The following is a 26,803-nucleotide window of genomic DNA, read 5'->3' as shown; positions in this document are numbered from 1 at the left end:
GCGGACCGCCGGGACGGGAGGGTCAAGTCGGTTCGCTCTCCGGGGTACGTCGGACCGGGGCGCGGCCGGCCGGTTGGGCGGGCTGCGGACCCGTCGGGCGGGCCGGCGGGATCGGCCGGGTCACCGGCTCCAGGCAGGTGATCCGGACCTTCTCCCCGTGGTGCAGCAGTTCGAGGGCGTCGTCCGGCTCGCCGTCGCGCAGCTCGTACGTCGCCTCGCGCGGCCGGACGTCCACCCGCAGGTGCACGCCCCGGTAGCGGAGCGAGAACTCCAGCCGGTCGATCCGGCTCGGCAGCCGGGGTGCGAAGGAGAGTGTCGCGGTGTGGTCGCGCATCCCGCCGAACCCGGCCACCAGGGCGATCCACGCCCCGGCCAGGGAGGCGACGTGCACGCCGTCCCGGGTGTTCTGGTTGAGGTCGTGCAGGTCCATCAGGGCCGCCTCGCCCAGATAGTCGTGCGCGAGTTCCAGGTGCCCGGTCTCGGCCGCCAGCACCGCCTGGGTGCAGGCCGACAACGACGAGTCGCGGACCGTACGCCGCTCGTAGTAGGCGAAGTTCGCCGCCTTCTCCTCGTCGCTGAACGCGTCGCCGCGCCAGTGCATCGCCAGTACCAGGTCGGCCTGCTTGATCACCTGTTTGCGGTACAGGTCGAAGTAGGGGTAGTTGAGCAGCAGCGGGTACTGCTCCGGCGGGGTGCTCGCGAAGTCCCACTCCTGGAAGCGGGTGAAGCCCTCCACCTGCGGGTGCACGCCCAGCTCCGGGTCGTACGGGACGTGCATGTCGTGCGCGGCGTCCCGCCAGGCGGCGGTCTCCTCGTCGTCGACGCCGAGCTTCCATGCCTCCTCGCCGTGCCGGGCGGCGGCGTCGGCGGCGGCCAGCAGGTTCCGCTGGGCCATCAGGTTGGTGTAGACGTTGTCGCTCTTCACCGCCGTGTACTCGTCCGGCCCGGTCACCCCGTCCAGGTGGAACCGGCCGTGCCGGTCGTGGTGCCCCAGCGAGCGCCAGAGTCGCGCGGTCTCCACCAGCAGTTCCAGCCCGACCTCGCGTTCGAACTGCTCGTCGTCGGTCGCCTGCACGTACCGGCGTACCGCGTCGGCGATGTCGGCCGCGATGTGGAACCCGGCGGTCCCGGCCGGCCAGTACGCCGAGGTCTCCTGGCCCCGGATGGTCCGCCACGGGAAGGCGGCGCCGCGCAGGCCCAGCGTCCGGGCCCGTTCCTGCGCCAGGTGCAGGGTGGAGTGCCGCCAGCGCAGCGCGGAGGCGACCGCCGACGGCAGCGTGTAGGTCAGCACCGGGAGTACGAAGGTCTCGGTGTCCCAGAACGCGTGCCCGTCGTAGCCCGGCCCGGTCAGGCCCTTCGCCGCGATCGGCCGCAGCTCGGCCCGGGCGCCCGCCTGTAGCACGTGGAAGAGTCCGAACCGGACCGCCTGCTGCACCTCCGGGTCGCCCTCGACCCGCACGTCGGAGTCGTCCCAGAAGGTGTCGAGATAGCTGCGCTGCTCGGTGCAGAGCCCGTCCCAGCCGGAGAACTTCGCGCCGGCCAGCGCCGCCGCCACCTGGTCACGCAGCGCCGGGCGGGACCGGCGGCTCGACCAGCCGTACGCGACGAACTTGACGATCCGGAGCTGCTCACCCGGCTTGATCACCGAGGTGACGGTGGTCCGGGCCCAGTCCTCGTACGCCTCGGTGCCGACGAGCTTGCGTTCCGGCCCGTGCACCTCGTGGCTCATCGAGACGGCCACCCGCAGCCCGCTCGCCTTGGTGCGGTGGATCAGCAGCGCACCGTCGCTGTGCACCAACTGCTCCTCGGACTGCAACGGCGACTCCAGCACCGCCGCCACCCGGGGGTCCCGGCTCTGCGCCGGAAGCTGCTCGTTGGCGACCAGTTCCGACTGGACGATCAGCCGCATCGGCCCGTCGACCGGCTCCACCCGGTATTCGATCGCCGCGATGGAGCGCTGGGTGAACGAGACCAGCCGGGTCGAGCAGATCCGCACCGTACGCCCGGCCGGGGAGCGCCACTCGACCGACCGTTGCAGGGTGCCGGCGCGCAGGTCGAGCACCCGCTCGTGGCTGAGCAGTTCGCCGTACCGGACGTCGAAGGGCTCGTCGTCGACGAGCAGCCGGATCGGCTTGCCGTTGGTGACGTTGACGATCGTCTGGCCCGACTCGGGGAAGCCGTAACCCGCCTCCGCGTACGGCAGCGGCCGCAGCTCGTAGAAGGAGTTCAGGTACGTCCCCGGCAGGCCGTGCGGCTCGCCCTCGTCCAGGTTGCCGCGCAGCCCGATGTGCCCGTTCGAGAGTGCGAACACCGACTCGGACTGGGCGAGTACGTCCAGGTCGAGCCGGGTCTCCCGGACGTGCCACGGCTCGACGGGATAGGCCCGTTCCCGGATCATCGGCGCCTCCTCGCAGTCACCGGACCACCTCCGGCCCGGCCTGCGCCGTTCCGGCACCACCCCGACCGCTCGCCGTCGGGTCGCCGCCCGCCCCGCCGAGTAGTTCGGAGAGGTCGCGCACCACGATGTCGGCGCCGTGTGCGCGTAACGCGTCGGCCTGGCCCACCCGGTCGACCCCGACCACGTAGCCGAAGTTGCCGGCCCGGCCCGCCGCCACCCCGGCCAGCGCGTCCTCGAAGACCACGGCCTGGTCGGGGCGGACCCCGAGCAGTTCGGCGCCGGCCAGGAAGGTGTCCGGATGGGGCTTGCCGCGCAGCCCGCGCCGCCGGGCGACGACACCGTCCACCCGGGCCTCGATCAGCGGTTCGAGGCCGGCCGCCGCGACCACGTCGGCGGCGTTGGCACTGGCCGAGACGACGGCCCGGCGCAGCCCGGCCGCCCGCGCGGCGTGCAGGTAGTCCACCGATCCCTGGTACGGCAGCACGCCGTCGGCGTGGATCCGCTGTAGCAGGATGACGTTCTTGCGGTTGCCGACCCCGTTGACGGTGTCCAGGGTCGGCGGGTCGTCCGGATCGCCCTCCGGCAGGGTGATGTTCCGGGAGGCGAGGAAGGTACGCACCCCGTCGGCCCGGGGGCGGCCGTCGACGTACCGGTTGTAGTCGTCCCCGGGGTCGTACGGCCGGAACGGTTCGCCGGTGGCCGCGGCACGCCGCCGGAGGAAGTCGTCGAAGGTTTCCGCCCAGGCGGCGTTGTGCACCCGGGCGGTCTGGGTCAGCACACCGTCGAGGTCGAAGAGGCAGGCGGTCACGTGCGCGGGTAGGCCCAACACGCCTAACAACCTAACCGGGAAGGCATCGCGCGGCAGGGTTTCGGGTTCGGCCACGCCGATGCGCCCCCGGGGCTCCCCCGGCGACCGTGCCGCCGGGGGAGCCCAGTCGGTCACCGGTGCTGGGCGTGCCCGTGCCCGCCGGGTGGCCGGCCCGGTCGCTGGCCCGGCTCGACCACCACGAACTGCCCCATCATTCCGAGGTCCTCGTGGTCGAGGAGGTGACAGTGGAACATGTACGGCATGTTCGGGTCGGTGTAGTCGGCGAACCGGGCGATGATCCGGATCGAGTCGCCGGCGGTGAGCAGTACGGTGTCCTTCCAGCCGGCCAGTTCCGGCGGCGGTTCCCGGCCGTCCACCGAGAGCACCTGGAACTGCACGTCGTGCACGTGGAAGCTGTGCGGGGTGGCGTCCTGCTTCTCGATCTCCCAGATCTCGGTGGTGTCCCGGGTGACCGCGAAGTCGATCCGCCCCATGTCCATGGGCCGGTTGTTGATCTGGCGTCCGTTCAGCCGGAACCGCCGGGTCTGCGCGGCCGAGGCCGGGTCGAGCCGGTCGACCGGTACCAGCCGGTCCGGCACCTCCGGTGACGCCGCGAGGTTTCCGGCGGCCCGCAGTTCGAGTACGTCGAAGGTGTCGTCGCCGCCGGTGAAGCGGCCGCCGAGGAACTCGACGCCCTGGTCCGGCGGGTAGCTGCGCAGCACCACCCGCTCTGCCGGCCGCACCGCCACCACGATCTCGGCCCGCTCGCCGGGCGAGAGCCGGATCCGGCCGGTCCGGTGCGGACGTTCCAGCAGGCCGCCGTCGGTGCCGATCAGGGCGAAGGCCCGGTCGTCGGCGAATCCGAAGTCGTACGTGCGGGCGTTGGAGCCGTTGAGCAGCCGCAGCCGGACCCGTTCGGTGGTGACGTCCAGGTACGGCCCGACGGTGCCGTTGACCAGGATCGTGTCGCCGAGGATGCCGACGCCGCCGAGGCTGGAGCGGCTCTCGTCGAACCGCCCGTCGGAGTGGAACTGGCGGTCCTGCACGATCAGTGGGATGTCGTCGACGCCGTACCGCTGGGGCAGCGCCAGCGCGGCCGACGGCTCGTCGTCCAGGATGAACATCCCGGCGAGTCCCCGGTAGACGTGCTCGGCGGTCTCGCCGTGCGGGTGTGGGTGGTACCAGAGCGTGGCGGCGGGCTGGTCGATCTTCCACTGCGGCGACCAGGTCGCGCCGGGCCGGACCATCTGGTGCGGACCGCCGTCCATCGCCGCCGGCAGGTGCATGCCGTGCCAGTGCACGGTGGTCGGCCGGCCGATCCCGTTGACGACGTTGACGAGTACCTGTTCGCCACGCTTCGCCCGCAGCGTCGGCCCGAGGTAGTCGCCGTTGAAGCCCCAGGTGGCGGTGGCGCCGCCCTGACCGAAGTCCCGCTGGCCGGGCTGGGCCCGCAGGTCGAAGACCCGACGTCCCTGGCCGTCGATCCGCGACTCGGCCAGTGGCGGTACGGCCAGCCGGTTGACGAAGTCGACCTCGCCACGGGTGTCGACGACGTTCCGGGTCCAGACCCAGGTGCCCACCGCCGTGCCGATCCCGCAGAGCAGCAGTACGACCGAGAAGACTCCGAGCAGTACCCGCAGCCAGAGCCGTGATCCCCCGCCGGCCATTCCGACACCTCCCCATATCTCAGCTGACTACATGTAGCCTGCCTTCATATGAGGTCGTCGTCCACCAACGGCGAGGGAACTCAGGGACGGTTCAGGGAGACCCGGACCGAGCCTCCGGGGGAAGCGGGGTCAGCGCGGCTTGAGCGTCCAGTACACGGTCATCTCGGTGGTCGACGTCCCGTCCTCGGTGCCGATCTCCACCGCGACCGGGAACTCCGGCCGGGCGCCGGACTCGAACTCCGCCACCACCTCGGCGGCCGGGCGCCCCAGCCGGGCCGTCGCCCGGACCGCACCCATCGCCAGCCGCCGGTAGCGGATCTCCGCCTGGGTGGCCAGCGGTACCGCCCGCCCGAAGAGCTGCCCGAACGCGGCGAGCACCACCGCGCCGGAGGCGGTCTCGCCGAGCGTGAAGAGCGCACCGGCGTGCGGGCCGCCGACGTGGTTGTGCGTCGGCGGCGAGTCGGGCAGCCGGACGACGGCCTCGATCCCGCCGGCCCCGTCCGGGGTCACCTCGACCAGCTCGAAGCCGAGGGTCCGGGCGAACGGTACGGCCTCGAGCAGGCCGGCGGCGATCTGCCGTACGTCGGGAGACATGGCCGTACGCTACTCGCTGGTAACTTCCGGCGGCAAGCCTCCGGACAAGCTCAGAAGAGGTTGCCCAGGCTACGCAGGATCTCCGCGTAGAAGTTCCCGTCGATGCTGCGGAAGAGCGCGAACGGCCGCTCCGGGTCGCCGAAGAACGGCCGCAGCGTCCACGCCAACTGGGTACCGACGAACCCGAAGAGCAGGATCCAGATGTAGAGCAGGGTCATGCTCGCCGGGCGGGGACCGCCGGACGCGGAATGTGGCGCTCCCGGCCGGCCGATCGGGTGCGGATCCGGCCCCCGGTAGCCGTACTGCGGCAGGAACTGCCCCGCGACCACCTGCCCCGGAACCGCCTGCCCCGGCAGCACCTGCGCCGGAGCCGGCTGGGGCGGAGCCGTCGGCGCGACGGCCGGGGACGCCGCCTCGACCGGAGCCGGCGTGCCGACCGCCGACTGGGCGGGCGTGGCCGGGGCGGGAGTGGCCGGTCCGTCCCCGTTGACCGTGGTCGCCGGGGCCTCGCCGTTCACCGCGCCGACCGCGACCGGCACCGGCTGCGGCACCACGGCCGGCGGCGCCGCCGCACCCGGCTGGGCCGGGGCGGCCACGGCCGGCTGACCGGCCGTCACCGCGGCGGCCGACTGGCCGGCGGTCGGCGCGGCGGCCGACTGGCCGGCGGTCGGCGCGGCGGCGGTCGGCGCGAGCAGGCCGTGTGCGTTGAGCACCTGCATGCCACCGGTCAGGAAACGCAGCCCGACCAGCGCCGACATGGTCAGGATCGCCACGTTGAGCAACTTGAAGAAGGCGTAGTCCGGCGCGGTGATCAGGAAGAAGAGGCTGATCGGCGCGAACGCCACCGCCAGCATCGAGGTGACCGTGATCGCCACCATCACCATCGAGATGGCCTGCCGCACCGAGAGCCGGGCCCCGAAGACCAGGTTGAACAGATAGAGCGTCGGCAGGCAGATGGCCAGCGTGACCAGGAAGAGCAGCGGCAGCTTCACCGCCGAGGTCAGGGCCATCAGGACGCTGTGGAAGGCACCGAGTACGGCGCCGTAACAGGCCAGCGCGATCGCCGAACTGGCCAGCATCCGACCGGTGAGCGTGTTCAGGTCACGCTCTTCGACGATCTGCTGCCAGATGCTCTGCCGGTCGCGGAGGATCCGCTCGATCACGAGCAGGCCGGGTCGTTCCTGTGACACGAGCGGCTCTCCTAACGGGACCACTATGAATGGGAATCGACAGACGTTAAGGGACGCGGGTCGGTCAGCGCCACCCCACGTCGATCCGGTCGCCGCGCTCGTCGAAGAAGTGCACCGCGTCCATGCGTACCGAGACGGCCATCGGGTGGCCCGAGGTGACCGCCGGGTACGGCGCCAGCCGTACCGCCAGCTCGGCCGGACGGCGGTGGTGCCGGCCCGGGTCCAGCACGCTGCCGCCCCGGCCGCCCCGCTCCTCCTGGGTCTGCTGAGCCGACCCGACGGCGCGTCCGGTCAGCCGCTGCATCACCTGGCCGAGCCGCCGCAGCCCTCGGCCACCTCCGGCCGGGCGCTCGTCGGTGACCGGGCCACCCAGGTCGTCGACGACGATCGCGGTCGCCCCGATGTCGAGGAACGCCAGCGACTCGTGCCCGTGGTGCTCCAGATAGCGGATCCGCCCCTGCAACACGTCGCCCGGCGTGTCCGGCGCGACCGGGGTCAGCGCCTCGGCCCGCATCCCTACCACGATCCGCTCGCCGTGGTAGTGCGCGACCGCCCGGGCCCGGATGTCGTCCCAGGGCAGATAGAGCGCCTGCTCGCCGAGGTTGAGCGCGACGTACCGGTCGAGGTGCACGTAGACGGTCGCCTCCAGCAGGTTCATCCGGGGGCTGCCCAGGAACGCCGCGACGTAGAGGGTGGCCGGGCGGCCGTACACCTGGGTCGGGGTCCCGACGTCCTGGAGGACGCCCTTGCGCATGATCGCCACCCGGTCGGCCATGGTCAGCGCCTCGGCCTGGTCGTGGGTGACGTAGATGGTGCTCACCCCGAGTTCGCGGACCAGCCCGGAGATCTCGGCCCGCAGCTCCGCGCGCAGCCCGCTGTCCAGGTTGGAGAGCGGCTCGTCCATCAGGAACAGTCCCGGGCGCCGGACGATCGCCCGGCCCATCGCCACCCGCTGCCGCTGCCCGCCGGAGAGCTGGCTGGGCTTGCGCCCGAGTACGTCGCCGATGCCGAGCGCACTCGCCACGTCGGCGACCCGCTCGCCGCGGGCCCCTTCCTCGACGCCGGAGAGCCGGAGCGGGAAGGCAATGTTCGCCCCTACCGACATATGCGGATACAGCGCGAAATCCTGGAAGACCATGGCAATTCCACGGTCCCGTGGCGGCAGGTCGTTCGCCAGTTCGCCGTCGAGCATCACGGCGCCGGTCGTCGGGTCCTCCAGACCGGCGACCATCCTGAGTACGGTGGACTTTCCGCAGCCCGAAGGCCCGAGCAACACCATGAACTCGCCGTCGTTGACGTCGAGACTGACGTTGTCGACCGCCACTGTCCCATCCGGGAATACCTTCGTGACGTCTTTGAGCGCGACGGTAGTCACCGTCACCTCCCCGCAGCGTTATGGCCGGCCCCGGGAATGACTGTGACGAGGATCATCACAGAAGCCCATCGGGTAAACGTGCCATGTTCACGTTGTGACATGACGGTTACCAGACTCGATTCGACCTCCGCTGATGAAACTTCCACCGGCTGGTCGGCGGCCCGGGATCGATACCGGCGGTACCGAATTCGCCGTGCCGGGGCAGCCCGGTCCACTGCGCCCCACCGTCCCGCAGGAAGTACTCCAGACCCGGATCCCAGGTGTGCCCGGCCGGCCGGCGCTGATAGACGTAGCCGAGCGGATGGGTCCGGTAGACGAGCCCACCGGCCCGGCGGACCCGGTCGATGAGTCCCCGGTCGACCGAACTCGGCACCGGACGCCAGCCACCCACCTCGGCCAGATCGCCCCGGCCGATCAGGATCGTGCCACCGGCGACGACCGGGGCGAAGCTCTCGGCCGCCCCGGCGTCCCGCCGCACGGTGGTGTCCAGGGCGCCTAGATAGACGAACTCGGCCGCCTTGCCGACCATCGTCGCGCCGGAGTGGTGCCGGGCCAGGACCAGGTCCCAGACGTGCTCCGGCCCGTACGTGTCGTCGTCGTCGAACTTCGTGACCAGGGTGCCCCGGGCCCGGGCCGTCGCCGCGACCAGCGCCTCGCCGAAGCTCTGCCCGGCCGGCACCTCGACGACCTCGACCGGCCGCCCGCAGTCGGCGAGCCGCTGGCGCAGCTCGACCGGCAGGCCCGTGCCGTGCAGGCAGAGCACGATCTCCAGCTCGGGATAGCTCTGCGCCGCCACCGTCGCGACCGCGTCGAGGACGTGCTCCAGCCGCCGGGTCACCAGCAGCACCGAGACCGGCGGCAGCGCGCCGAGGCCGGGGAAGGTGGCCGCCGCCAGCCGGGGCAGCGCGAAGCCCCGGGCGTGCCGGCGCAGCACCGCCCGGCGCTGGCGTACCGCCCGGGCCTCCCACTCCAGTTCGGTCTGCGGGTCGGGCCGGCCACCGGGGCGGTCGGGCAGCGGCGCGCGGAGCACCTCGACCACCTCGTCGGCCAACTGCGCCCGGCAGGAGACCGGCAGGCCGGGCGCCCAGACGAGTACCCCGGCCAGCGCGAGGTGCAGCAGCAGGGCGGCCTCGGCCCGGGGCCGCAGTCCGGGTACCACGCAGTGCAGCACTCCGATCCCGGCCAGCGCCGACCAGTCCTGCTCGGACAGCCACGGCCGGTCGAGCCGACCCTGCCGGTCCAGCCCGGCCGGTCCCCGGATCCGCCAGCTCCCGCCGTCCGGTCCGGGCGAGAAGGTCAGCTCGGCCCGGGGCGCGTCCGGCCCGAACGGCCCGTACCGGCCGACCGGGACGGCGTGTTCGGCGTCGAGGAGTACCGGTCCGGTCCGGCCGCCATCCTCGGTGTCCGGCACGCCGAGCCGGTCCACGGTCAGCCGGCCCCGGTACGCCGTCCCGGCCCCGTCCCCGGCCACCGACGGGTCACCGCCGTCCGGCCGGAGCACCAGGTCGTACGGGCGGACCGCCGGGTCGCCCGGCAACTCCCCCGCGACGACGGCGAGGCCGGGGCCGGCGCCCAGCCAGCCGGGGAGGACGTCCTGGGCGGTCACCTCCGGACTGCCCGGCGTCGGCAGTGGACGGACCGGGGTGAGCAGCGGCAGCACGGCCGCCACCACCGAGCGCAGCGGTACGGACCAGCGCAGTTCGATCTCGACGACCGCCCGGCCCCGGTCGTGCCGGGGCAGGGTGACCCGCTGGGCGAGCAGGTGCGGTATCGGGCCGAGCCGGCCGGACCAGCCGCGCTGCGGGATCTCCCAGTCCTGCACGACGACGCCGACCCGGCGTACCCGGGTCAGCCCGACCGGATGGTCGAGCAGGTGCCGCAGCCAGCTCACCGACCGGGCGGCGACGGCCATCCGGACGACGAAGATCCGGTGCCAGGCCGGCCCGGCGCGGTCCCGGGGCGCCGGCTCGGCCGCGCCCTGGCCGGGCACCCGGGTCGGGGTGGCCGGGCCGGGGATCCGGGTCAGTCGGGAGCCGAGCATGACCGGCGACCACCGTCGCCGGCCGACGGGTTCGCCGACGGCAATCCGCCAGCGGAGGTACTTCTCCGGGTCGTCCCTGCCTGGCACGCCGATCCCTTCGTCGGCCGAGCACCGACGCCAGCCTACGTGGCGCTATCGCGAAGGCACTTACGGTAGTCGACGGGTCGGCCTGTTTCGACGGACATCCGCCACGCGGCGCGCGATTATCAGCTCTCGGCGACGGGATAGTTACACTGTGCCGCGTGTCCAGCCGCACCCGGGCCACGACGGCCCATCCCCCGGTCCGGTTGTTTCGGAACGACTGGAGTCGGCTCACCCCACCCGAACTGGCCGACTGGCAGCCGACCCGATCCGTCTCGCTGATCGTCCCGGCCCACAACTGCCAAACCTCGCTCGACCTCACCCTCGCCGCGCTGCGCGCCCAGACGTACCCGTCGGGGTTGCTGGAGGTGGTGGTGGTGGACGACGGCAGCGACCCGCCGCTGGTCCTGCCCCCGATCCGCCCCGAGAACTGCCGGCTGCTCCGGGTCGCCGACCACTGCGCCGGATGGGGCCGGTCGGCCGCACTGCACGTCGGCGCGGCGCGCAGCGAGGGCGAGATCCTGCACTGGCTCGACGCCGACATGGTGGTCTTCCCGGAACACGTGGCGGCGCAGGCCCGCTGGCAGCACGTCAGCGACGAGGTGGTCACCCTCGGCTACAAGCGCTTCGTCGAGGCCGACTGGCCCACCCCGGAACAGGTCGCCGAGAGCTGCGCGGCCGGCACCGCCGACCGGCTCTTCCGGCTCGACGACTCACAACCGCACGAGTACGTCGAACGCCTGATCGACGACACCGACCAGCTCCGGGGCGGCGACCACCTCAACTTCCGGGCACACGTCGGCGCCACCGCCGCACTGCCGCGCAGCCTCTACGACGAGACCGGCGGGCTCAACCCCGAGCTGCGACTCGGCGAGGACACCGAGTTCGGCTACCGGCTGGCCCAGGCCGGCGCGGTCTTCGTGCCCGAACCCCGGGCCCGGAGCTGGCACCTCGGGCCGTCGCACATGATGACCCGGGGCGAGGCGCTGCGCCGGTACAACCGGCCGTTCCTGGCCGACCTGATGCCACAGCCCCGCTACCTGCGCTCCGCCGCACACCGGAGCTGGGCGGTACCGCTGGTGGTGGCGGTGGTCCGGGCCGACGGGCCGTACGAGATGGTCCGCACCTGCGTCGACCGGCTGCTCGCCGGTGACCAGACCGACCTGCGGGTGGTGCTGGTGGCGGAGTGGGCCGAACTGACCGATGACCGCCGCTCGGTACTGGTCGACCCGCTGCTGGACCGGCGGCTGCTCGCCGCGACGTACCGCTCGGAGCCCCGGGTGGAGTTGGCCGGGCAGCCGCCGACGACCGCGTACCCCTCGCCGTACCTGCTGGAACTCGGGTCGCACCTGGGGGTCGACGCCGACACCGTACGCCGGCTGGTGGCGGTCGCCGACCAGTGGCAGGTGGGCCTGGTCCGGCTGCTGACCGTCGGGGCGACGACACCGGACGACGGGCTGTCGCTCTGGCGCACCTCGGCGCGCAGCCGCGCCCTCCGGGTACGCCGGCCGAACGAGGCCCTCGACGAGGTGGTCGCCGAGGTGGCCGGGCGGCGCTGGGTCAGCGGCGACGACTTCGGGGTGGCCGACCTGCGGCTGCTGCCGGAGAACAGGTGGGTCTCCCCCCGACCCCGGCTGGTGGTCCGGCCGGACAAGCGGGCCCGGCGGGCGGCCCTGGCCGGGGTGGAGACGATCCCGGTCGGCGGGATCCGGTCGCTCGCCTCGGCCACCCGGTTCGTCGCCGGCCGGTACGCCGGGCTCGCCGCCGACCGGGTCCGGCAGCGGGTACGCCGCCCGTCCACCCCGGTCGACTGAGCGAGGATCCGTCGTACACACGTTCTATCCACAGGCTGTGGATAGAACGTGTGTACGACCGGTCAGTTCCGGCCGGGGCCGGCGTCGAAAAGCGCCGAGTACATCTCGACCAGCATGTTCCGACCCTTGATCCCGGCGACCGCCTCCGGGCCCTTGACGCCGTCCGGCATCTGCCCGGCGCCGCCCTCCGGGCCGAGCGGCACGACGATCACCGGCGGCATCGGCTGATAGTCGGCGGGCTCGCCCTCGCCGGTGATCAGCGCCCGGATGTTGGCCGCGATCAGCTGGCCCTGCATGCTCGCCCGGCCGGCCATGTTGAGGTCCGCGTCGGCCATGTCGCCGATCGCGAAGACCCGCTGCTGGCCGTCGACCCGCAACTGGCCGTCGACCCGGAGGTAGCCCCGCTCGTCCCGAGCCCCGGCGAGCGCGCCGCGCAGGTAGCCGGTGGTCGGGCTGACCCCGAAGCAGCGGTACCAGACGTCGGCGGCCAGCTCGTCGCCGTCCCCGGTGCGCACCGAGATCGCCGCCCGGGTCGCGGGGTCGGCGGTCGGCAGCTCCAGCCGACTGCCCAGCCGCAGCTCGACGCCGAGCTTGTCGAGCTGGCGGTGCAGCTCCTCGCGGAGTTCCGGGGCGTACGGGCCGGGCAGGATCTCCGGGGCGGCGTCGGCGATGGTCACGTGCTTCTCCGGGAAGTACGCCTTGATCTCGCCGGCCAGCTCCAGCCCGGACGGGCCGGCCCCGACCAGCAGTACCCGCCCGGCGTCGCGTAGTACGGCGTGCGCGGCCCGGAGCCGGTCCCGGGCGGTGCCGAGGTCGGGCTCGTCCACCTTCGCCGGGAACGGGTACGTCGACCCGGTCGCCAGCACCAGGTAGTCCGGTCTGAGGCGTTCGCCGGAGCCGAGGGTGACCTCGTGCCCGTCCGCCGCGACCACCCGGTCCCGGACGAAGCGCCCGCGCCGGAGCAGCCGCTCGTACGGGAAGAAGATCCGGTCCAGCCACTCCGGCTCGACCAGCGCGCGCCAGGCCGCCACGTTGTGCGTGAACGCCTCGGTCGGGTCGACCAGGGTCACCTCGGCGACGTCGTCCAGCGCCTTGGCCGCGTTGATCCCGCCATATCCACCGCCCACGACCAGCACGCTCGGCCGTGGGTAGGTCTGCTCGCTCATCATGCTCCCCAGCAAGATTAGAAGTTGCACGGCCCGTCATAGCCGCTTCGGAAATACTAGCGACATCGGGAGCGATAGTATTCCGGCATGCCGCCCCCCGCCCCGGAGCCGCCCGGACCGGAGCGCTGCGCACCCGCCGACGCCGCGCTCACCCGGGCCTTCTCGGTGCTCGGCAAGCGGTGGACGGCCAGCGTGCTCGGCAGCCTGAAGTCCGGCCCGGCCGGTTTCCGGGAGATCTCCCGGGCCGTCGGCCGGGTCAGCGACTCGGTGCTCTCCGACCGGCTGGCCGAACTGACCGAACACGGGCTGGTCGTCCGGACCGTCCGGGAGGGGCCGCCGATCGCGGTCTCCTACCGGTTGACCGAACGGGGCCAGGCGCTGATGCCCGCGCTGGAGCAGATCGCCCGCTGGGCCACCGAGCACCTGCCCGCCGACGACGACGCCCGGACCTAGACCGGGTCTCGGGTGCCGCTCAGTCGGGCTCGTCGAGGAGGACCCGCCGGACCACCCGCTCGGCCGCCCGACCGTCGTCCAGGGCACAGAAGCGGTCCCGGAACCGCTGCCGGGCCAGCGCGGCCGGCGGGCCGTCCACCGCGCCGCTGCGGAACGCCGTCAACAGCTCCGGAAACTCCGTCACCGCCACCCCCGGCCCCTCGGCGAGCACGTCCAGATAAACTCCGCGCTCGCGCCGGTACTCGGCCCAGTCCGGGGCGTACACCACGATCGGCCGGTCCAGGGTGGCGTAGTCGAACATCGCCGACGAATAGTCGGTCACCAGTACGTCGGCGGCGAGATAGAGATCCTCCACCGAGGGATGGTCCGTCACGTCCCACACCCGGTCCCGACCCGCCGGAGTTCCCGGGGCGGAACACGCGCCCGGATCGAGATAGTGGCCCCGGACCAGCAGCCGGCCGGCCGGACCGAGTACCTCCAGCAGGGCGCCCGGGTCGAACGGCGGCGAGTACCCGGGCCGGTGCTCGCGGTGCGTCGGCGCGTACAGCAGCACCCGCTCGCCGGAGCCGATGCCGAGCCGGCGCCGGACGGCCTCGACCTCGGCGGACCCGGCGTTCACCAGCCGGTCGTTGCGCGGATAGCCGACCTCCAGCGTCCGGTACTCCGCCGGATAGGCCCGTTCCCACATCTGCGTGGAGAAGGTGTTGGCGCTGAGGCTGTAGTCCCAGCGGTCGATCCGGCGCAGCAGCCGGGGAAAGTCCAGCCCGGCCGCACCGCGCGGATAGCGCTGCTGGTCCAGCCCCATCACCTTGACCGGAGTGCCGTGGTGGGTCTGCAGATGCACCGAGCCGGGCCGCTTGACCACGTAGTCCGGGAAGTTCACGTTGTTGACCAGCCACCGTGCCCGGGCCAGCGCCCGGAAGTACGACCGGCTGCCGGCCACCACGTACGGCACCCCGGGCGGCAGGGCGGCGACCCGGTCCCGGCGTACCACCCAGACACCCCGGATCCACGGCGCCAGCTCCCGGGCCTTCCGATGCACCGCCGCCGGGTTGCAGGCGTAGCCGCGGTACCAGTACGCGGCGTAGAGCGCCAGCGCCGGATCGAGCGGACGGCGCAACTGGGCGTGGTAGTAGGCCCGGAGCAGCCCGGCGCGGCCCAGCCGGGCAGCCTCGGAGAGCACCGCCGGCAGCCGGGACGCCGCCACCGGGGCGGGTTGGCGGCGCGACGGCGACCACGGCAGCGACCGCCGGACGAGCCGGCCGGCCCCGCCCCGCCGCCGGGAGTGGTGCAGCGCCCGCAACACCGCGTACGTCCGCCAGTGCCCGCCGGCCACCAGCCGGTGCTTCAGCCCGTCGACCCCGCCCGGCACCCGGTAGCCGGCCGGCGGCAGCCAGCGCCGGTAGTCCGCCACCACCTGGTCGAAGAAGCTCCGGCGCAGTTCCGGGGAGAGGCGCCGCCCGTTGCCGAGCACGATCAGGTAGTGCCAGACCATCCGCTCGAAGATCAGCGGCCGGAGGTCGTCGTACTCGGGTCCCCAGCGCGCCATCAGCTCGAAGACCCGGTGCCAGTGCGGGAACACCTCGAAGTGCCGGTCGTCCCGGGTCCGGGTGATCGCGCCGGACCGCCGCTGCCGGTAGTTGACGCAGACCACGTCCAGCACGCTGATCCGGTCGGCGGCGAGCAGCACCGGATAGCTGAACGACACGTCCTCGTACCAGCCGGGGCCGAAGCGCAGGTCGGCCTCGACCAGGAAACGGCGGCGCACCAGCTTGTTCCAGGCGGTGTGCAGCACGCCGAGCACCTCCGGCCGGTCCCGGACGGTGAAGACCTCGACGCCCGAGTCCGGCACCGACCGGTCCAGGCCGCTGCCGAGCGTCCGGTGGTCCCAGTACGCCCGCACGTGGTCGACGAGCAGCACCTCCGGCCCGACCCGGCGCAGCCGCTCCGCCACCGCCGGCAGGCAGCCGTCGACCAGCCAGTCGTCGCTGTCCAGGAACCAGACGTACTCGCCGGTGGCCAGGTCGAGGCCGATGTTGCGGGCCTCGCCCAGCCCGACGTTGCGGTCGAGGGAGACCACCCGGACCCGGTCGTCCCGGGCGGCGTACTCGGCGATGATCTCGCCGCAGCTGTCCGGCGAGCAGTCGTCGACCACCACCACCTCGACGTCGGCCACCGGCTGGCGCAGGATCGAGTCGAGGCACTCCCGCAGGTAGCCCTGCACCCGGTAGACCGGCACGACGAAACTGATCAGCGCCATCGGCGCCGTACTCCCGCTGGCAGCGTCATGCGCCCCTCTCCGCCGCGCCGCCCGTGCGGGTGCCCGGTCACCCCACCGGCGGCGTCATCCGTCCCACTCCCGCCGCTGCGGCGTCCCGGTCCGGTCCGGTCGCTCCGGGGTAGCGGCGTTCCCCTCCCCCGCCCGAGCGGTCGCGTACGCGTCGGGGGCGGCGGGGTGGCCACCGGACCCGACGGCGGCGTCGGCCGGCTGTCGTGGCGCGGGAATGTCCCTGGGTACCCAGCCACGGAGCGCGTTCACCAGGAAAATCACCGCCAGGTAGCCGGCGAGCAGCAGCAGCGCCACCCGACCGGCGACCGGGCCGACGAGCACGGCGACGGCGAGCAGGATCAGCCGGCCGTCCCAGCCCAGCCCGAGCGCGTGCATCAGTGGCGCGCGCTCCCGCTTCTCCAGCCGGGCGGTGAGGTCGTAGTGCCGCAGGGCGAGTACGAAGAGCAGCGCGAAGATCACCGCACCGTCCGCGTCGACCAGCAGCCCGGCCCCGATCACCAGCAGGTATTCGGCGGCCCGCAGCGCCGCCGGCACCAGCCAGTCCAGCGCGCCGCCGTGCGGTGTCGTCGCCGACAGCCCGGCGACCAGCACGGCCAGCACCGCCAACGGCACCAGCCAGCGCGCCGACTCGGTGCCGAGCCCGGCCAGGCCGGCACCGAGCAGGAGCAGGCTGACCACCACCCCGAGCAGGGCGAGCGGCAGCGGCCCGAGCAGCCCGGCACGCCGGCCGAGCGCGGCGAGCGAACGGACCACCGGCCCGTCGTCGCGGTGCAGCGTGGTGTCGACCTCGGTCAGTACCGCGACCCGCATCGAGCGGGCCCGCAGGGTACGCAGCGCCAGCGTGTACGCCGCCGCCAACCCGCCCCAGACCAGTACGGCGACCAGGCTGACCAGCGGACTGAAGATCGCCACGGTGAGCGCGATCAGTGCCCACCGCTCGCCGATCGGGAACACCACCGTCCGCTTCGCCCAGTACGTGAACGAGCCGGTGTCGGCCTGCACCCGGTTCGACGCCTGGCTGAGCCGGTCACCGAGCCCACCGGAGCCGCCCTGCCCGGCCGGGCGGGGACGCTTGGCCGCCTCGTCGTGCAGCGCGCCGTACCAGGTGTCGGTCATGTGCCGGACGGTCTGCAGGGTGATCGCCGCGATCGCCAGCGCCCAGCCGGGGCCGTCGGCCCGTTCGACCCCGATGCCGAGGCCGGCGTAGACCAGGTATTCCTTGGCCCGGTCGGCGATGGTGTCGAGCCAGCCACCCCACGGGCTGAAGTGCCGGGTGTAGCGGGCCAACTGCCCGTCGACGCAGTCGAGCATGAAGCCGAGGTAGAGCAGGACCGCGCCGGCCACCAGCGCGGGCCGGTCGCCGAAGGCGAAGAGCGCCGCCGCCGCCACCGCGAAGGCGACCGAGATCGCGGTCACCCCGGTCGGGGTGAGCCGGAGCCGGGCACAGAGCCTGGTCACCCAGGGCGACCAGGTGCTGACGAAGTACGTCGTGAAGAAGTCGTCCTTCTCCTTGACCGAGAGCCGCAGTTCGGCCCGGTCGGAGTCGACCGCCGCCACCGCCGCCTCCGCCTCGGCCAGCGCCGCCGGGTCGGCGACCCGACGGGCGACGAGCAGGCGTACCCGGTGGGCGAAGATCGTGATGCCGGTGCCGGTCGCCGGTTCGGGGCGGGTCAGCGCGGCGAGCAGCCGGTCCAGCAGCGGGGTCGGGCCGGCGGGCGCCTCGGCGACGGCCCGGGCCGCGGCGACGTTGCCGTCGGGCAGGTCGGCGACGGCCCGGGCCGCGGCGACGTTGCCGTCGGGCAGGTCGGCGACGGCCCGGGCCGCGGCGACCAGGGCGGGCAGGTCGGGCACGCCGACGCGTACCGCTCCGCCGGAGGCGCCGGTCGGCGCGGTGGTCAGCGTGCCGACGGTGCCGGCCGCCCCGGCGGGGTCGCCGACGGCGACCACCTGGTTGCGGTCCTCGACCACCCCGACCGGGCCGGCGCCCGGCTCGGGCAGCACCAGGGCGACGGTGCCGGGCATCGGACTGGTGGCCAGGTGCCGGAGTACGGCGGTGTGCGCGACCAGGTCGCCGGAGCAGAGGAGTACCGGTTCCCGGGCGGTGCCGGCCAGCACGGCGACCTCGCCCGGATCGTCGGTGCTGACCACGTCCCGGGCGCCGGCGGCGCGCAACTGCTCGCGGAGTGCGGCGGCGAGCGGCACGCCGTCGGGACGGGTCAGCGGCGCGCCCGGCCGGGTGGGGGTGAGCAGGATCGCCAGCATCACGGCCTGACCACGTCGTGGTATGCGTCAAGAGCCTCGCGTATGGTGCCGTCCACCCGCAATCGTCCTCCGTCGAAGTAGAGTCCCCGGCTACAGAACCGGGTGAGATCGTTCTCGTTGTGCGAGACCAGCATCACGGTACGGCCCTCGGCGATCAGCCGGTCGATGGTGTCGTAGCACTTTTTCCGGAAGTCGGCGTCGCCGACCGCCGTCACCTCGTCCATCAGCAGCACCGGGTGCTGGAGCTGGGCGATCACCGAGAAGCCGAGCCGGACCTTCATCCCGGACGAGTAGTGCCGGACCGGGGTGTCGATGGCCTTCGCGATCTGCTCGCCGGAGAACTCGATGATCTCGTCGAAGTGCCGGCGCAGGAAGCTCGGGCTGAGCCCGTGCAGCGAGCCGACCAGGTGGACGTTCTCCCGCCCGGTCAGATCGTTGGAGAAGCCGGCCGAGAGTTCCAGCAGCGGTGCGACCGCGCCGCCGACCCGGATCCGGCCCTCGTCCGGGATCAGCACCCCGGCGATCAGCCGGAGCAGGGTGCTCTTGCCGGTGCCGTTGCGGCCGATGATCCCGACGGTGTCGCCGGGGGCGACCGAGAACGAGACGTTGCGCAGCGGCCAGAAGACCCCGGCGGCGGGCTGCCGGCCGCCCCGGTGGATGAACATCTCCCGCAGCCGCAGGTTGCGCCGCCGGTTCCGGACGAACCGGATGCCCAGGTTCTCCGCCTGCACCATCGCCCCGGCCACTACAGCTCCTTCAGGACGGCGGGTTCGAGCCGGCGGAACACCCACCAGCCGGCGAGCAGCACCAGCAGGCTGCCGCCGACCGAGACGCCGAGCAGCCGGGCGTCGGGGAACTCGTCGGGGTACCAGACCGCGTGGTGGAGCTGGAAGATCCCGACCAGCGGGTTCAACTCGTAGGTGATCTTGACCCAGTCCGGCAGCGCGGAGTCCCGGACCAGGGTCAGCGGATAGATGATCGGGGTGGCGTAGAAGAGCACCCGGGTGACCAGCCGCATCAGCCGCTCGATGTCCCGCATCAGCACGTTGAGCGAGGAGAGCAGCAGCGCGATCCCGACCAGCAGGGTCGCCTGGATGAGGATCGCCAGCGGCAGCGCCAGCAGCGACACGCCGAACTCGATCCGGTCCAGCGAGGCGTAGGCGATCGCGACGGCGACCAGGATCGGCAGCCCGGCGACGTACTCGGCGAACCGGCCGGCGACCCGGCCGATCGGGAAGACCTCGCGGGGCAGGTTCATCGTGGTGATCAACCGGGCCTGCCCGGTGAGCGCGGCGGTCGCCTCGCCGATCGCCGAACTGGTCCACATCCAGGCGAAGATGCCGGTGATCAGGAAGAGCGGGTACGACTCGGCGGCGTCACCGAGGTGCCGGTCGGTGGCCGACCGGTAGAGCACGCCGAAGACGAAGAAGTAGATGACGCCCATGCCGAGCGGCTCGATCAGCGACCAGAGGTAGCCCAGCACCGACTGCTGGTATTTGACGGCCAGGTCCCGGCGGACGAGCAGCCGGAGCGTGTTGCGGTGTGACCACACCGCCGCCACGCCAGACGTCACCGCCGCCTCCCGTGCTCGTCATGGTCCGACCGGTCGAGCCCGACATAGGGTAGCAGTCGGGAAAATCGCCCCAAATAAGGATCGGCCGGGCTGCGACACCTTCCCGGGTAACGCGCCAACGCTACCCGAACGGCGCCCGCCCGCCATCATGCCGACGCCGGACTCGGCACCCGACGCTCAGCACTCGATGACGTTGACCGCGAGCCCGCCCCGGGCGGTCTCCTTGTATTTGATCTTCATGTCGGCGCCGGTCTCCCGCATCGTCTTGATCACCTTGTCCAGCGAGACGGCGTGCTCCCCGTCACCCCGCAGCGCCAGCCGGGCCGCCGTGATCGCCTTGATGCTGGCCACCGCGTTCCGCTCGATGCAGGGAATCTGCACCAGGCCACCGACCGGATCACAGGTCAGCCCGAGATTGTGCTCCATGCCGATCTCGGCGGCGTTCTCCACCTGGGCCGGGGTGCCGCCCAGCGCCTCGGCCAGCCCGGCCGCCGCCATCGAGCAGGCGGACCCGACCTCGCCCTGGCAGCCGACCTCGGCACCGGAGATCGAGGCGTTCTCCTTGAACAGCACCCCGATCGCGGCGGCGGCGAGCAGGAAGCGGAGTACGCCCTCCTCGGACGCCCCCGGCACGAACCGGGTGTAGTAGTGCAGCACCGCCGGGATGATCCCGGCCGCGCCGTTCGTCGGGGCGGTCACCACCCGGCCCCCGGCCGCGTTCTCCTCGTTGACCGCGAGCGCGAAGAGCGTCACCCAGTCCATCACCCGCAACGGGTCGGCCGAACCGGGATCCGCCTCCAGGCCCCGCCGCAACTCGGCGGCGCGGCGCCGGACCCGCAGCCCGCCCGGCAGCGTCCCGTCCCGCCGGCTGCCCCGGTCCACGCACTCCCGCATCACCCGCCAGATCTCCAGCAGGCCGGCGCGGATCTCCGACTCGCTGCGCCACGCCCGCTCGTTGGCGAGCATGATCCCGCTGATCGGCAGCCCGGTCTCGGCGGTCAGGGCCAGCAGCTCGGCGCCGGTGCTGAACGGGTACCGGACCCGGGTGCTGTCCGGCTTGATCCGGTCCGCGCCGGTCGCGTTCTCGTCCACCACGAACCCGCCACCCACCGAGTAGTAGGTGCGGGCCCGCAGCGGTGCACCCGCCGGGTCGTACGCGGTGAAAATCATCCCGTTCGGATGGAACGGCAACGACCGGCGGCGGTGCAGCACCAGGTCCCGGTCGGCGTCGAAGTCGACCTCGTGCGCGCCGAGTACGGCCAACCGGCCGCTGGCCCGGATCCCGGCCACCGTCTCGGCGACCCGGTCCGGGTCGACCGTCTCCGGCGCCTCCCCGAGCAGCCCCAGCAGTACCGCCGGCCCACTGCCGTGCCCGTGCCCGGTGGCACCGAGCGAGCCGAAGAGTTCCGCCCGCACCCTGGCCGTCTCCGCGAGCAACCCGTCGGCCTTGAGCCCGGCCGCGAAGGTCCGGGCGGCCCGCATCGGGCCGACGGTGTGCGAGCTGGACGGCCCGATCCCGACCGTGAACAGGTCGAAGGCGCTGATCATCGAAACTCCTCCCGGCCGGCCCCGTTGCCGGCCCTGGCCCCGGGGCGGTCGCCGGGGCTTCCCCCAAGCATCGCCCCTGAGCTGCCGGTCCGCGAGCCTACCCGGCCCCGGCCCGGCAGGCGCGGGACGGCCGCCGGAGCAGATCCGTCCGGATGCCCGGCACCGGACCCGGGTGTCCGCCGGCCCCGCCCGGGTAAGTACCTACGGGTACGCGGTGTCCGGATCCGTCTGGAGACCGAGGGCGGCCCGACCTCCCGTTCCTACCGTGGAATCAGCCGCCCGTTCCACCGCTATCAGAGGAGACGTCGATGAGCCGCAAGCTCACCCGCCCCCGAGACAACCGCATGATCGCCGGAGTCTGCGCCGGCCTGGCCCGCCGCTTCGGCATGTCCGCCGGAATGGTGCGGCTGCTCTTCATCCTCTCGCTGCTGCTGCCCGGCACCCAGGTGATCGTCTACCTGGCGCTCTGGATCATCATGCCGAACGAGGACCGCCACTACGTCGCCGCGCACTGACCTGCGGTACGGGCCGGGCGGTCAGCCCCGCCGGTGCTGCCGGCCGGGCAGAGCGCCCGACCCGGTGCCCAGGCCCAGCCGCTGTTCCGTGATGCGCCGCCGGATGCCCCCGGCGGTCTGCTCCACCTCGTCGGCGAGCAGAGCCGACCGGTAACGGCTCCGTCGGCGCAGTACGGTCAGCAGCCCGCCCTGGAGGCCGAGGACCACCACCGCGAACCCGGCGAGGACCCCGGCAAGCCGCCACGACCCGTCGTACCGGGACGCCAGGGCGACCCCGACGGCGACGACGGTGAGCCCGCTCCAGACCGCAACCCCGACCGCGACGACGGGATGGTCGCGCAGCCACCGCCGCAGGTCACGGTCCCGCCGGGCGTGCAGCGCCGGCACCGTCTCCTCGGAGAGCCGGGTCAACAGCCGGCCGAGCCGGTCCAGCTCACCGGCCGGCAACTCGGCGAGCCCTTCCGCCTCGGCCCGTACCCGCCGGAGCACGTGACGCACCTTCACCCGGTCGTCGACCGGGATCGACTCCGGCGGCCACACCCGCTCGAAGTCGGCCTGGCGTACCGCCCGGACACCGGCCCAGACGACCATGGCCAGCGGCAGGGGCAGCGCCATCAGCAGGCCGAGGTAGCCGAGCAGGGAGTCGGCGTCCCCGGTGACGATGTTGATGCCGTACCCGCTGGTGGCCGCGACGAGCACGGCGGCGGCCGGCCCCCGGACGTGGTCGAGGTAGACGTCCTGCCGGGCCCCCTCGACCAGCCGGTCGAGGGGGCCGAACCAGTTCCGCAGCAGGTGTACGACCAGGTTGGCGACGAACACCACCGCCATCACCAGGATGGACCAGATCGCCGCCCCGAACAGCATCGGCGGCTCGTCGGCCGACGGTGCCGCCAGCGTGCCCAGGGCGGCGACGGTCACGGCTGGACGTAGCTGACGGTCACCCGCTCGTAGCCGAGCGACCGGAGCAGTTGGTCCAGCATTTTCCGGGTGTTCTCCTGGGCGCGCTCGCCGAGCCCGCTGCTCTTGGCCGACTCGGCGATCTTCTGCTCGGCCTTGAGATAGACCTCGCGCTGCCGGTTCGGGTCGCCGCCGAAGACCTCGCCGAGCTGGTTGAGGATGCCGCGCTTCTCGGCGAAGACGTAACTCCGCTCCAGGTCGAGGTTGACCTCGCCGAGCTGCGGTGCCGGCAGCTTGATCTCCACCGACTTCCCGTCGGCGGAGACGACCACCGCGTCGTCGCGGAGCGTTCCGAAGTCGACGTACGCGTCGACGGTGCCGGCCCCGACGAAGAGGGTGCGCTCGCCGAGCAGGAACTCCGGAACGTACTTCCGGTTGTTCTCCAGGTCGACGACGACCTCGAAGTTCCCCTCCGCCGCGACGTAGCGGCTGAGGTCCTGGATCGACTTGAGCAGCGGCGGCTGGCTGCGGTCGGTCTGCTCCTTGGCGAACGGGTTGCGCCAGTCCGGCAGGATCCCGCTGACCTGCACGCCGAGCACCAGTACGGCGACCACGCCGATGATGCCCACCAGGACGAAGACGCCGCGACCCCACCGGCCGCCGCCGGTCGGCTCCGGATCGGACCGCTCCGGCCGGGGCTCGTCGGCGTCGAACGGCCGGGTGTCGTCGTGCGCCGTGCCGTCGGACCAGGGATCGGCCGGGCCGGGGGGCGTGGCCTGCCCCTTCGCATAGCCGGGAAACTCACGCGTGGGCTGGTTGACATCGCCTTCTCGGGACATCCGCCCTCACCGTCCTTGTCGAAGGAGCACCTGGAGAAAACGGTACGACTCCGGTACGACACCCGCGAGTCGAACCGGAGGGACGCGGGCCGGGCTCACGTCTGCCCAGCTCGCGACGGCGGCAGCCGAGCACGACCGCCGATGGGGGCGGGCCCGGAGGTAGGCTCGGCGTGGCGGTGGTGACTGGCGTCGGGTGGAGCACCACCGGGAAGCGACCGCCGGGCTCGACTCCGTCGCCGTACGCCTGGGCGCCGGGGCTTTCCACGTCGAGAGGAAGCCCCGTGACCGTCTCCGAGACCCCCACCGACGCCGAGGTACGCACCGCCCGGCTGCTGCCCGGCGGCCCCGTCGCCGAGGCGGTCCTCGCCGACGTCGCCGCCCGGGTCGCCGCGCTGCGCCGCTCCGGTGTCGTGCCGAGCCTGGCGACGATCCTGGTCGGCGACGACTCCGCCAGCGCCGGCTACATCCGGATGAAGCAGCAACGCGCCGCCGACCTCGGCTTCGCGTCGCCGCACACCCACCTGCCCGGCACCGCCGGCCAGGCGGACCTGCTCCGGGCGATCCGCGAGTTCAACGAGGACCCGGCGGTGCACGCCATCCTGGTGCAGCACCCCGTCGGCCACCTCGACTACCAGGCGGCGATCGCCGCGATCGATCCGGCCAAGGACGTCGACGGGCTGCACCCGGAGAGCCTGGGCCGGCTCGCCGCCGGGCTGCCCGGCCCGGTCCCGTGCACCCCGGCCGGGATCGAGGCGCTGCTCGCCTTCCACGAGATCCCGGTCGCCGGCCGCGACGTGGTGATCCTCGGCCGGGGTACGACCCTGGGCCGGCCGCTGTCGCTGCTGCTCGGGCAGAAGCGGCCCACCGCCGACGCGGCGGTGACCGTGGTGCACAGCGGGGTACCCGGCTGGGAGCGGCACACCCGGCGGGCCGACATCGTGGTCGCCGCGGTGGGCGTACCCGGGATCGTGCGGCCGGAGCACCTGCGGCCCGGCGCGGTCGCGATCGGCGGCGGGGTCCGTTACGCCGGACGCCGGCTGCTGCCGGACCTCGACGAGTCGTGCGCCTCGGTCGCCGGGGCGATCACGCCCCGGGTCGGCGGGGTCGGCCCGACCACCGTGGCGATGCTGTTCCGCAACGCCGTCGAACTCGCCGAGCGGCGGAGCACCACTTCGGCAGGTGATCCGGGACACCGGGACCGCTAGGTTCGAGGTGCAGCGAATCGACGGCGGCCAGCGTTAGGAGCCCGGAGGAGGAGCCTGTGGCCCACGGTGCGTTCAGCGACGCCGAGGAGTTCGCTCGGGCCCGGCTGGACGCTTTGCGGCGGTTCGCGTACCTGATCAGTGGCAGCGCGGCCGAGGCGGACGACCTGGCCCAGATCGCGGTGGTCGAGGTCTGGCAGCGGTGGCCGAAGGCCGGGCAGAATCCCGAGGCGTACGCCCGGCAGGTGATCGTGACCCGCAACGTGAGCCGGTGGCGGCGGTGGCGTCGTGAGGTGCTGACCGACGACGTCGACCACCGGTCCGACGATCCGGCCGCGACCGCGGTGGGCAACGGCGCGCTGTGGCAGGCGTTGCAGCAGCTCGGCAAGGCGGAACGGACGGTCGTGGTGCTGCACGTGCTGTACCGCTACACGTTCAGCGAGATCGCCGGGATCTGCGACGAGCCTCCGGGCACGGTTTCCAGCAGGTACGCGAGGGCCAAGCGCGTGCTACGGGCGCACCTGGCGCCCGCCGACTCGACGATTCGGAGCGGACGTGGTTGACGAGGTAGGTCCGGTGGACGACGGGCGGCTCGATCGGGAGCTGGCCGCCACCCTGACCCAGGCACAGCACGCCCTGCCGGCGGCCGATCCGGAGGCGATCACCACGATCCGCCGGCGTTACCGGCGCAGGCGTCGGCAGCGGGCCGGGCTGGCCAGCCTGGCGACAGCGGTCCTGGTGCTGGCGGTGACCCTCACCGGGGCGCAGCTGACCCGGACGGTGCCGTCGGTGCCGCCGCCCGCCGACGGGGCGTCCGGGACGATCCGGGTCTGGGCGATCACCCAGCCGGGCGACGAACCCGCGCTGCGGAAACTGGTGGACCGGCACAACCAGGGCGCCGGGGTCGACGTGGACCTCGTCACCTTCGGCAACGAGGAGTACAAGCAGAAGCTGCGTACCGGGATCGGCTCGTCGGAGGGGCCGGACGTCTTCGCCACCTGGGGCGGGGCGAGCCTGGCCGGGCTGGCCCGGGACGGGATGCTCGTCGACCTGACCGCGCTGCGGGACGAGCCGGGGGTGGCCGGCCGGTTCCTGCCCAGCACGCTGGCCGGCGGGGTGGTGGACGGCCGGCAGTACGGCATCCCGATGGGCGGTACCCACCCGGTGGTGCTCTTCTACCACAGGGGTGTCTTCGCCGACGCCGGCGTACGGCCGCCGGGTAGCTACGCCGAGCTGCTCTCCCTGGTGGAGACGTTCAAGGCGCGCGGCATCACCCCGATCTCGCTGGGCGGTGCCCAGGGCTGGACCGAGCTGATGTGGGTGATGTACCTGGCCGAGCGGATCGGCGGTCCGGGCACCACCGCCGACATCGTCGCCGGCCGTCCCGGCGCCTGGTCGAAGCCGGCGGTGGCGCAGGCGCTGCGGGAGGTACGGGCCCTCGTCGAGCGGGGCGCCTTCGGTGCCGACTTCGCCTCCGTCGCCTACGACGACGGCGACGCGTCCGGGCGGTTGGCCAGCGGGCGGGCCGCGATGCAGCTCATGGGTACCTGGGAATATCCGACCCAGCTTGCCCGGAACCCGGACTTCATGGCCACCGGGGACCTGGGTTTCGTGCCCTTCCCGGCGGTCTCCGGCGGGGCCGGGGATCCGGCCGACCTGGTCGGGGTGCCGACCCACTACTTCTCGGTGGTCGCCGGCAGCCGGCATCCGGAGGCGGCGCTGGAGTTCGTCCGGTCCGTGGCGTCGGACGACTATCTGGACGCCCTGGTCGCCGACGGCGAGGTGCCGCCGGTGACGGATGCGGCGCAGCGGCTGCGGGGCACCCGGCACGCCGAGTTCGCCACCTCGGTGCACGAGTTGGTCACCCGGGCCCCGTCGTACGGGCTGGCCTGGGACCAGGCGTTGGAGCCGGCGGCGGCGACGGTGCTCCTCGACAACCTGCGCCGGCTGTTCCAGGGGAAGCTGACTCCGGAGCAGTTCGCGGCGGCGATGGCGGAGGCCGGCTGAGCACAACTCCCGCGCCTTTTACCATCTCTGACGATCTTCGAGCAAGATCGAGCCCACCCTCCAGAGTGTCGGATCTCCGACAG

20 protein-coding genes, 1 pseudogene and 1 riboswitch are annotated in these 26,803 nt (G+C 73.0%); of the genes and pseudogenes, 6 read left to right on the top strand and 15 right to left on the bottom strand.

The window, feature by feature from the left end; translation table 11 throughout:
- Positions 1-22: 22 nt before the first annotated feature.
- From C6W10_RS29380 to C6W10_RS29350, 7 genes are all read right to left on the bottom strand, one after another.
- Complete coding sequence (locus C6W10_RS29380) at positions 23-2,398, bottom strand: glycoside hydrolase family 65 protein (protein WP_107264372.1); 2,376 nt, start codon at positions 2,396-2,398, stop codon at positions 23-25.
- A 16-nt stretch (positions 2,399-2,414) separates the two neighbouring features.
- Positions 2,415-3,227 (bottom strand): beta-phosphoglucomutase family hydrolase, encoded by an 813-nt coding sequence (locus C6W10_RS29375; RefSeq protein ID WP_107262386.1) that lies wholly within the window; start codon positions 3,225-3,227, stop codon positions 2,415-2,417.
- A 110-nt stretch (positions 3,228-3,337) separates the two neighbouring features.
- Positions 3,338-4,873 carry a multicopper oxidase family protein gene (locus C6W10_RS29370; protein WP_107262385.1) on the bottom strand — a complete coding sequence of 512 codons (1,536 nt, stop codon included), beginning with the start codon at positions 4,871-4,873 and terminating at the stop codon, positions 3,338-3,340.
- 129 nt (positions 4,874-5,002) lie between these two features.
- Positions 5,003-5,467: a DUF4442 domain-containing protein gene (locus C6W10_RS29365; protein WP_107262384.1), complete on the bottom strand. Its 465-nt coding sequence runs from the start codon at positions 5,465-5,467 to the stop codon at positions 5,003-5,005.
- A 50-nt stretch (positions 5,468-5,517) separates the two neighbouring features.
- Entirely contained in the window at positions 5,518-6,657 is a 1,140-nt protein-coding gene (locus C6W10_RS29360) for a hypothetical protein (protein WP_107262383.1), read from the bottom strand.
- 64 nt (positions 6,658-6,721) lie between these two features.
- On the bottom strand, positions 6,722-8,032 hold the full coding sequence (locus C6W10_RS29355) for an ABC transporter ATP-binding protein (RefSeq protein WP_107264371.1): 1,311 nt from the start codon (positions 8,030-8,032) through the stop codon (positions 6,722-6,724).
- 106 nt (positions 8,033-8,138) lie between these two features.
- On the bottom strand, positions 8,139-10,160 hold the full coding sequence (locus C6W10_RS29350) for a glycosyltransferase (RefSeq protein WP_107262382.1): 2,022 nt from the start codon (positions 10,158-10,160) through the stop codon (positions 8,139-8,141).
- A gap of 155 nt (positions 10,161-10,315) precedes the next feature.
- On the opposite strand from C6W10_RS29350, the gene C6W10_RS29345 reads away from it, so the two are divergent.
- Positions 10,316-11,968, top strand: a complete 1,653-nt coding sequence (locus C6W10_RS29345; protein WP_107262381.1) for a glycosyltransferase family 2 protein — start codon at positions 10,316-10,318, stop codon at positions 11,966-11,968.
- A 62-nt stretch (positions 11,969-12,030) separates the two neighbouring features.
- On the opposite strand, the gene C6W10_RS29340 is transcribed toward C6W10_RS29345, so the two are convergent.
- Positions 12,031-13,137, bottom strand: a complete 1,107-nt coding sequence (locus tag C6W10_RS29340; protein WP_234361469.1) for an NAD(P)/FAD-dependent oxidoreductase — start codon at positions 13,135-13,137, stop codon at positions 12,031-12,033.
- A gap of 84 nt (positions 13,138-13,221) precedes the next feature.
- Between C6W10_RS29340 and C6W10_RS29335 the strand changes: the two genes are divergently transcribed.
- Positions 13,222-13,587 (top strand): helix-turn-helix domain-containing protein, encoded by a 366-nt coding sequence (locus C6W10_RS29335; RefSeq protein ID WP_107262380.1) that lies wholly within the window; start codon positions 13,222-13,224, stop codon positions 13,585-13,587.
- Positions 13,588-13,606: 19 nt separating this feature from the next.
- On the opposite strand, the gene C6W10_RS29330 is transcribed toward C6W10_RS29335, so the two are convergent.
- The 5 genes and pseudogenes from C6W10_RS29330 to C6W10_RS29310 form a co-directional block, all read right to left on the bottom strand.
- The gene (locus tag C6W10_RS29330; RefSeq protein WP_107262379.1) at positions 13,607-15,847 is read right to left on the bottom strand and encodes a CDP-glycerol:glycerophosphate glycerophosphotransferase; all 2,241 of its coding nucleotides are present in this window, start codon (positions 15,845-15,847) and stop codon (positions 13,607-13,609) included.
- 192 nt (positions 15,848-16,039) lie between these two features.
- Positions 16,040-18,139, bottom strand: a pseudogene (locus C6W10_RS29325) (DUF5941 domain-containing protein); the annotation flags it as partial.
- Positions 18,139-18,873 (bottom strand): ABC transporter ATP-binding protein, encoded by a 735-nt coding sequence (locus C6W10_RS29320; RefSeq protein WP_369931442.1) that lies wholly within the window; start codon positions 18,871-18,873, stop codon positions 18,139-18,141. The gene C6W10_RS29320 and the pseudogene C6W10_RS29325, both read right to left, overlap by 1 nt.
- An 11-nt stretch (positions 18,874-18,884) precedes the next feature.
- On the bottom strand, positions 18,885-19,712 hold the full coding sequence (locus tag C6W10_RS29315) for an ABC transporter permease (protein WP_107262376.1): 828 nt from the start codon (positions 19,710-19,712) through the stop codon (positions 18,885-18,887).
- 177 nt (positions 19,713-19,889) lie between these two features.
- Positions 19,890-21,260: an L-serine ammonia-lyase gene (locus C6W10_RS29310; RefSeq protein ID WP_107262375.1), complete on the bottom strand. Its 1,371-nt coding sequence runs from the start codon at positions 21,258-21,260 to the stop codon at positions 19,890-19,892.
- 308 nt (positions 21,261-21,568) lie between these two features.
- Here C6W10_RS29310 and C6W10_RS29305 point away from each other — a divergent pair, with 308 nt between their 5' ends.
- Complete coding sequence (locus tag C6W10_RS29305) at positions 21,569-21,775, top strand: PspC domain-containing protein (RefSeq protein WP_107262373.1); 207 nt, start codon at positions 21,569-21,571, stop codon at positions 21,773-21,775.
- 21 nt (positions 21,776-21,796) lie between these two features.
- Here C6W10_RS29305 and C6W10_RS29300 read toward each other — a convergent pair whose 3' ends face one another.
- Together C6W10_RS29300 and C6W10_RS29295 are read right to left on the bottom strand one after the other, a co-directional pair.
- Positions 21,797-22,693: a hypothetical protein gene (locus C6W10_RS29300; RefSeq protein WP_107262371.1), complete on the bottom strand. Its 897-nt coding sequence runs from the start codon at positions 22,691-22,693 to the stop codon at positions 21,797-21,799.
- The gene (locus C6W10_RS29295; RefSeq protein WP_107262369.1) at positions 22,690-23,511 is read right to left on the bottom strand and encodes a DUF4230 domain-containing protein; all 822 of its coding nucleotides are present in this window, start codon (positions 23,509-23,511) and stop codon (positions 22,690-22,692) included. Before C6W10_RS29295 ends, C6W10_RS29300 begins: the two co-directional genes overlap by 4 nt.
- A gap of 169 nt (positions 23,512-23,680) precedes the next feature.
- A riboswitch (ZMP/ZTP riboswitch) is annotated at positions 23,681-23,768 on the top strand.
- A gap of 24 nt (positions 23,769-23,792) precedes the next feature.
- Here C6W10_RS29295 and C6W10_RS29290 point away from each other — a divergent pair.
- From C6W10_RS29290 to C6W10_RS29280, 3 genes are read left to right on the top strand one after another with little or no spacing between them, the layout of a single operon-like run.
- Positions 23,793-24,716, top strand: a complete 924-nt coding sequence (locus C6W10_RS29290) for a bifunctional 5,10-methylenetetrahydrofolate dehydrogenase/5,10-methenyltetrahydrofolate cyclohydrolase (RefSeq protein WP_107262368.1) — start codon at positions 23,793-23,795, stop codon at positions 24,714-24,716.
- A 56-nt stretch (positions 24,717-24,772) separates the two neighbouring features.
- Positions 24,773-25,276, top strand: coding sequence for an RNA polymerase sigma factor (locus tag C6W10_RS29285; protein WP_107262366.1), 504 nt, complete (start codon positions 24,773-24,775; stop codon positions 25,274-25,276).
- A complete protein-coding gene (locus C6W10_RS29280; RefSeq protein ID WP_107262364.1) occupies positions 25,269-26,720 on the top strand; it encodes an ABC transporter substrate-binding protein in 1,452 nt (483 codons plus the stop codon). Before C6W10_RS29285 ends, C6W10_RS29280 begins: the two co-directional genes overlap by 8 nt.
- Positions 26,721-26,803: the final 83 nt, after the last annotated feature.

The organism is Plantactinospora sp. BB1 (genome assembly GCF_003030385.1).
GTDB lineage: Bacteria > Actinomycetota > Actinomycetes > Mycobacteriales > Micromonosporaceae > Plantactinospora.
This window is presented reverse-complemented; position numbering and strand designations above follow the sequence as displayed.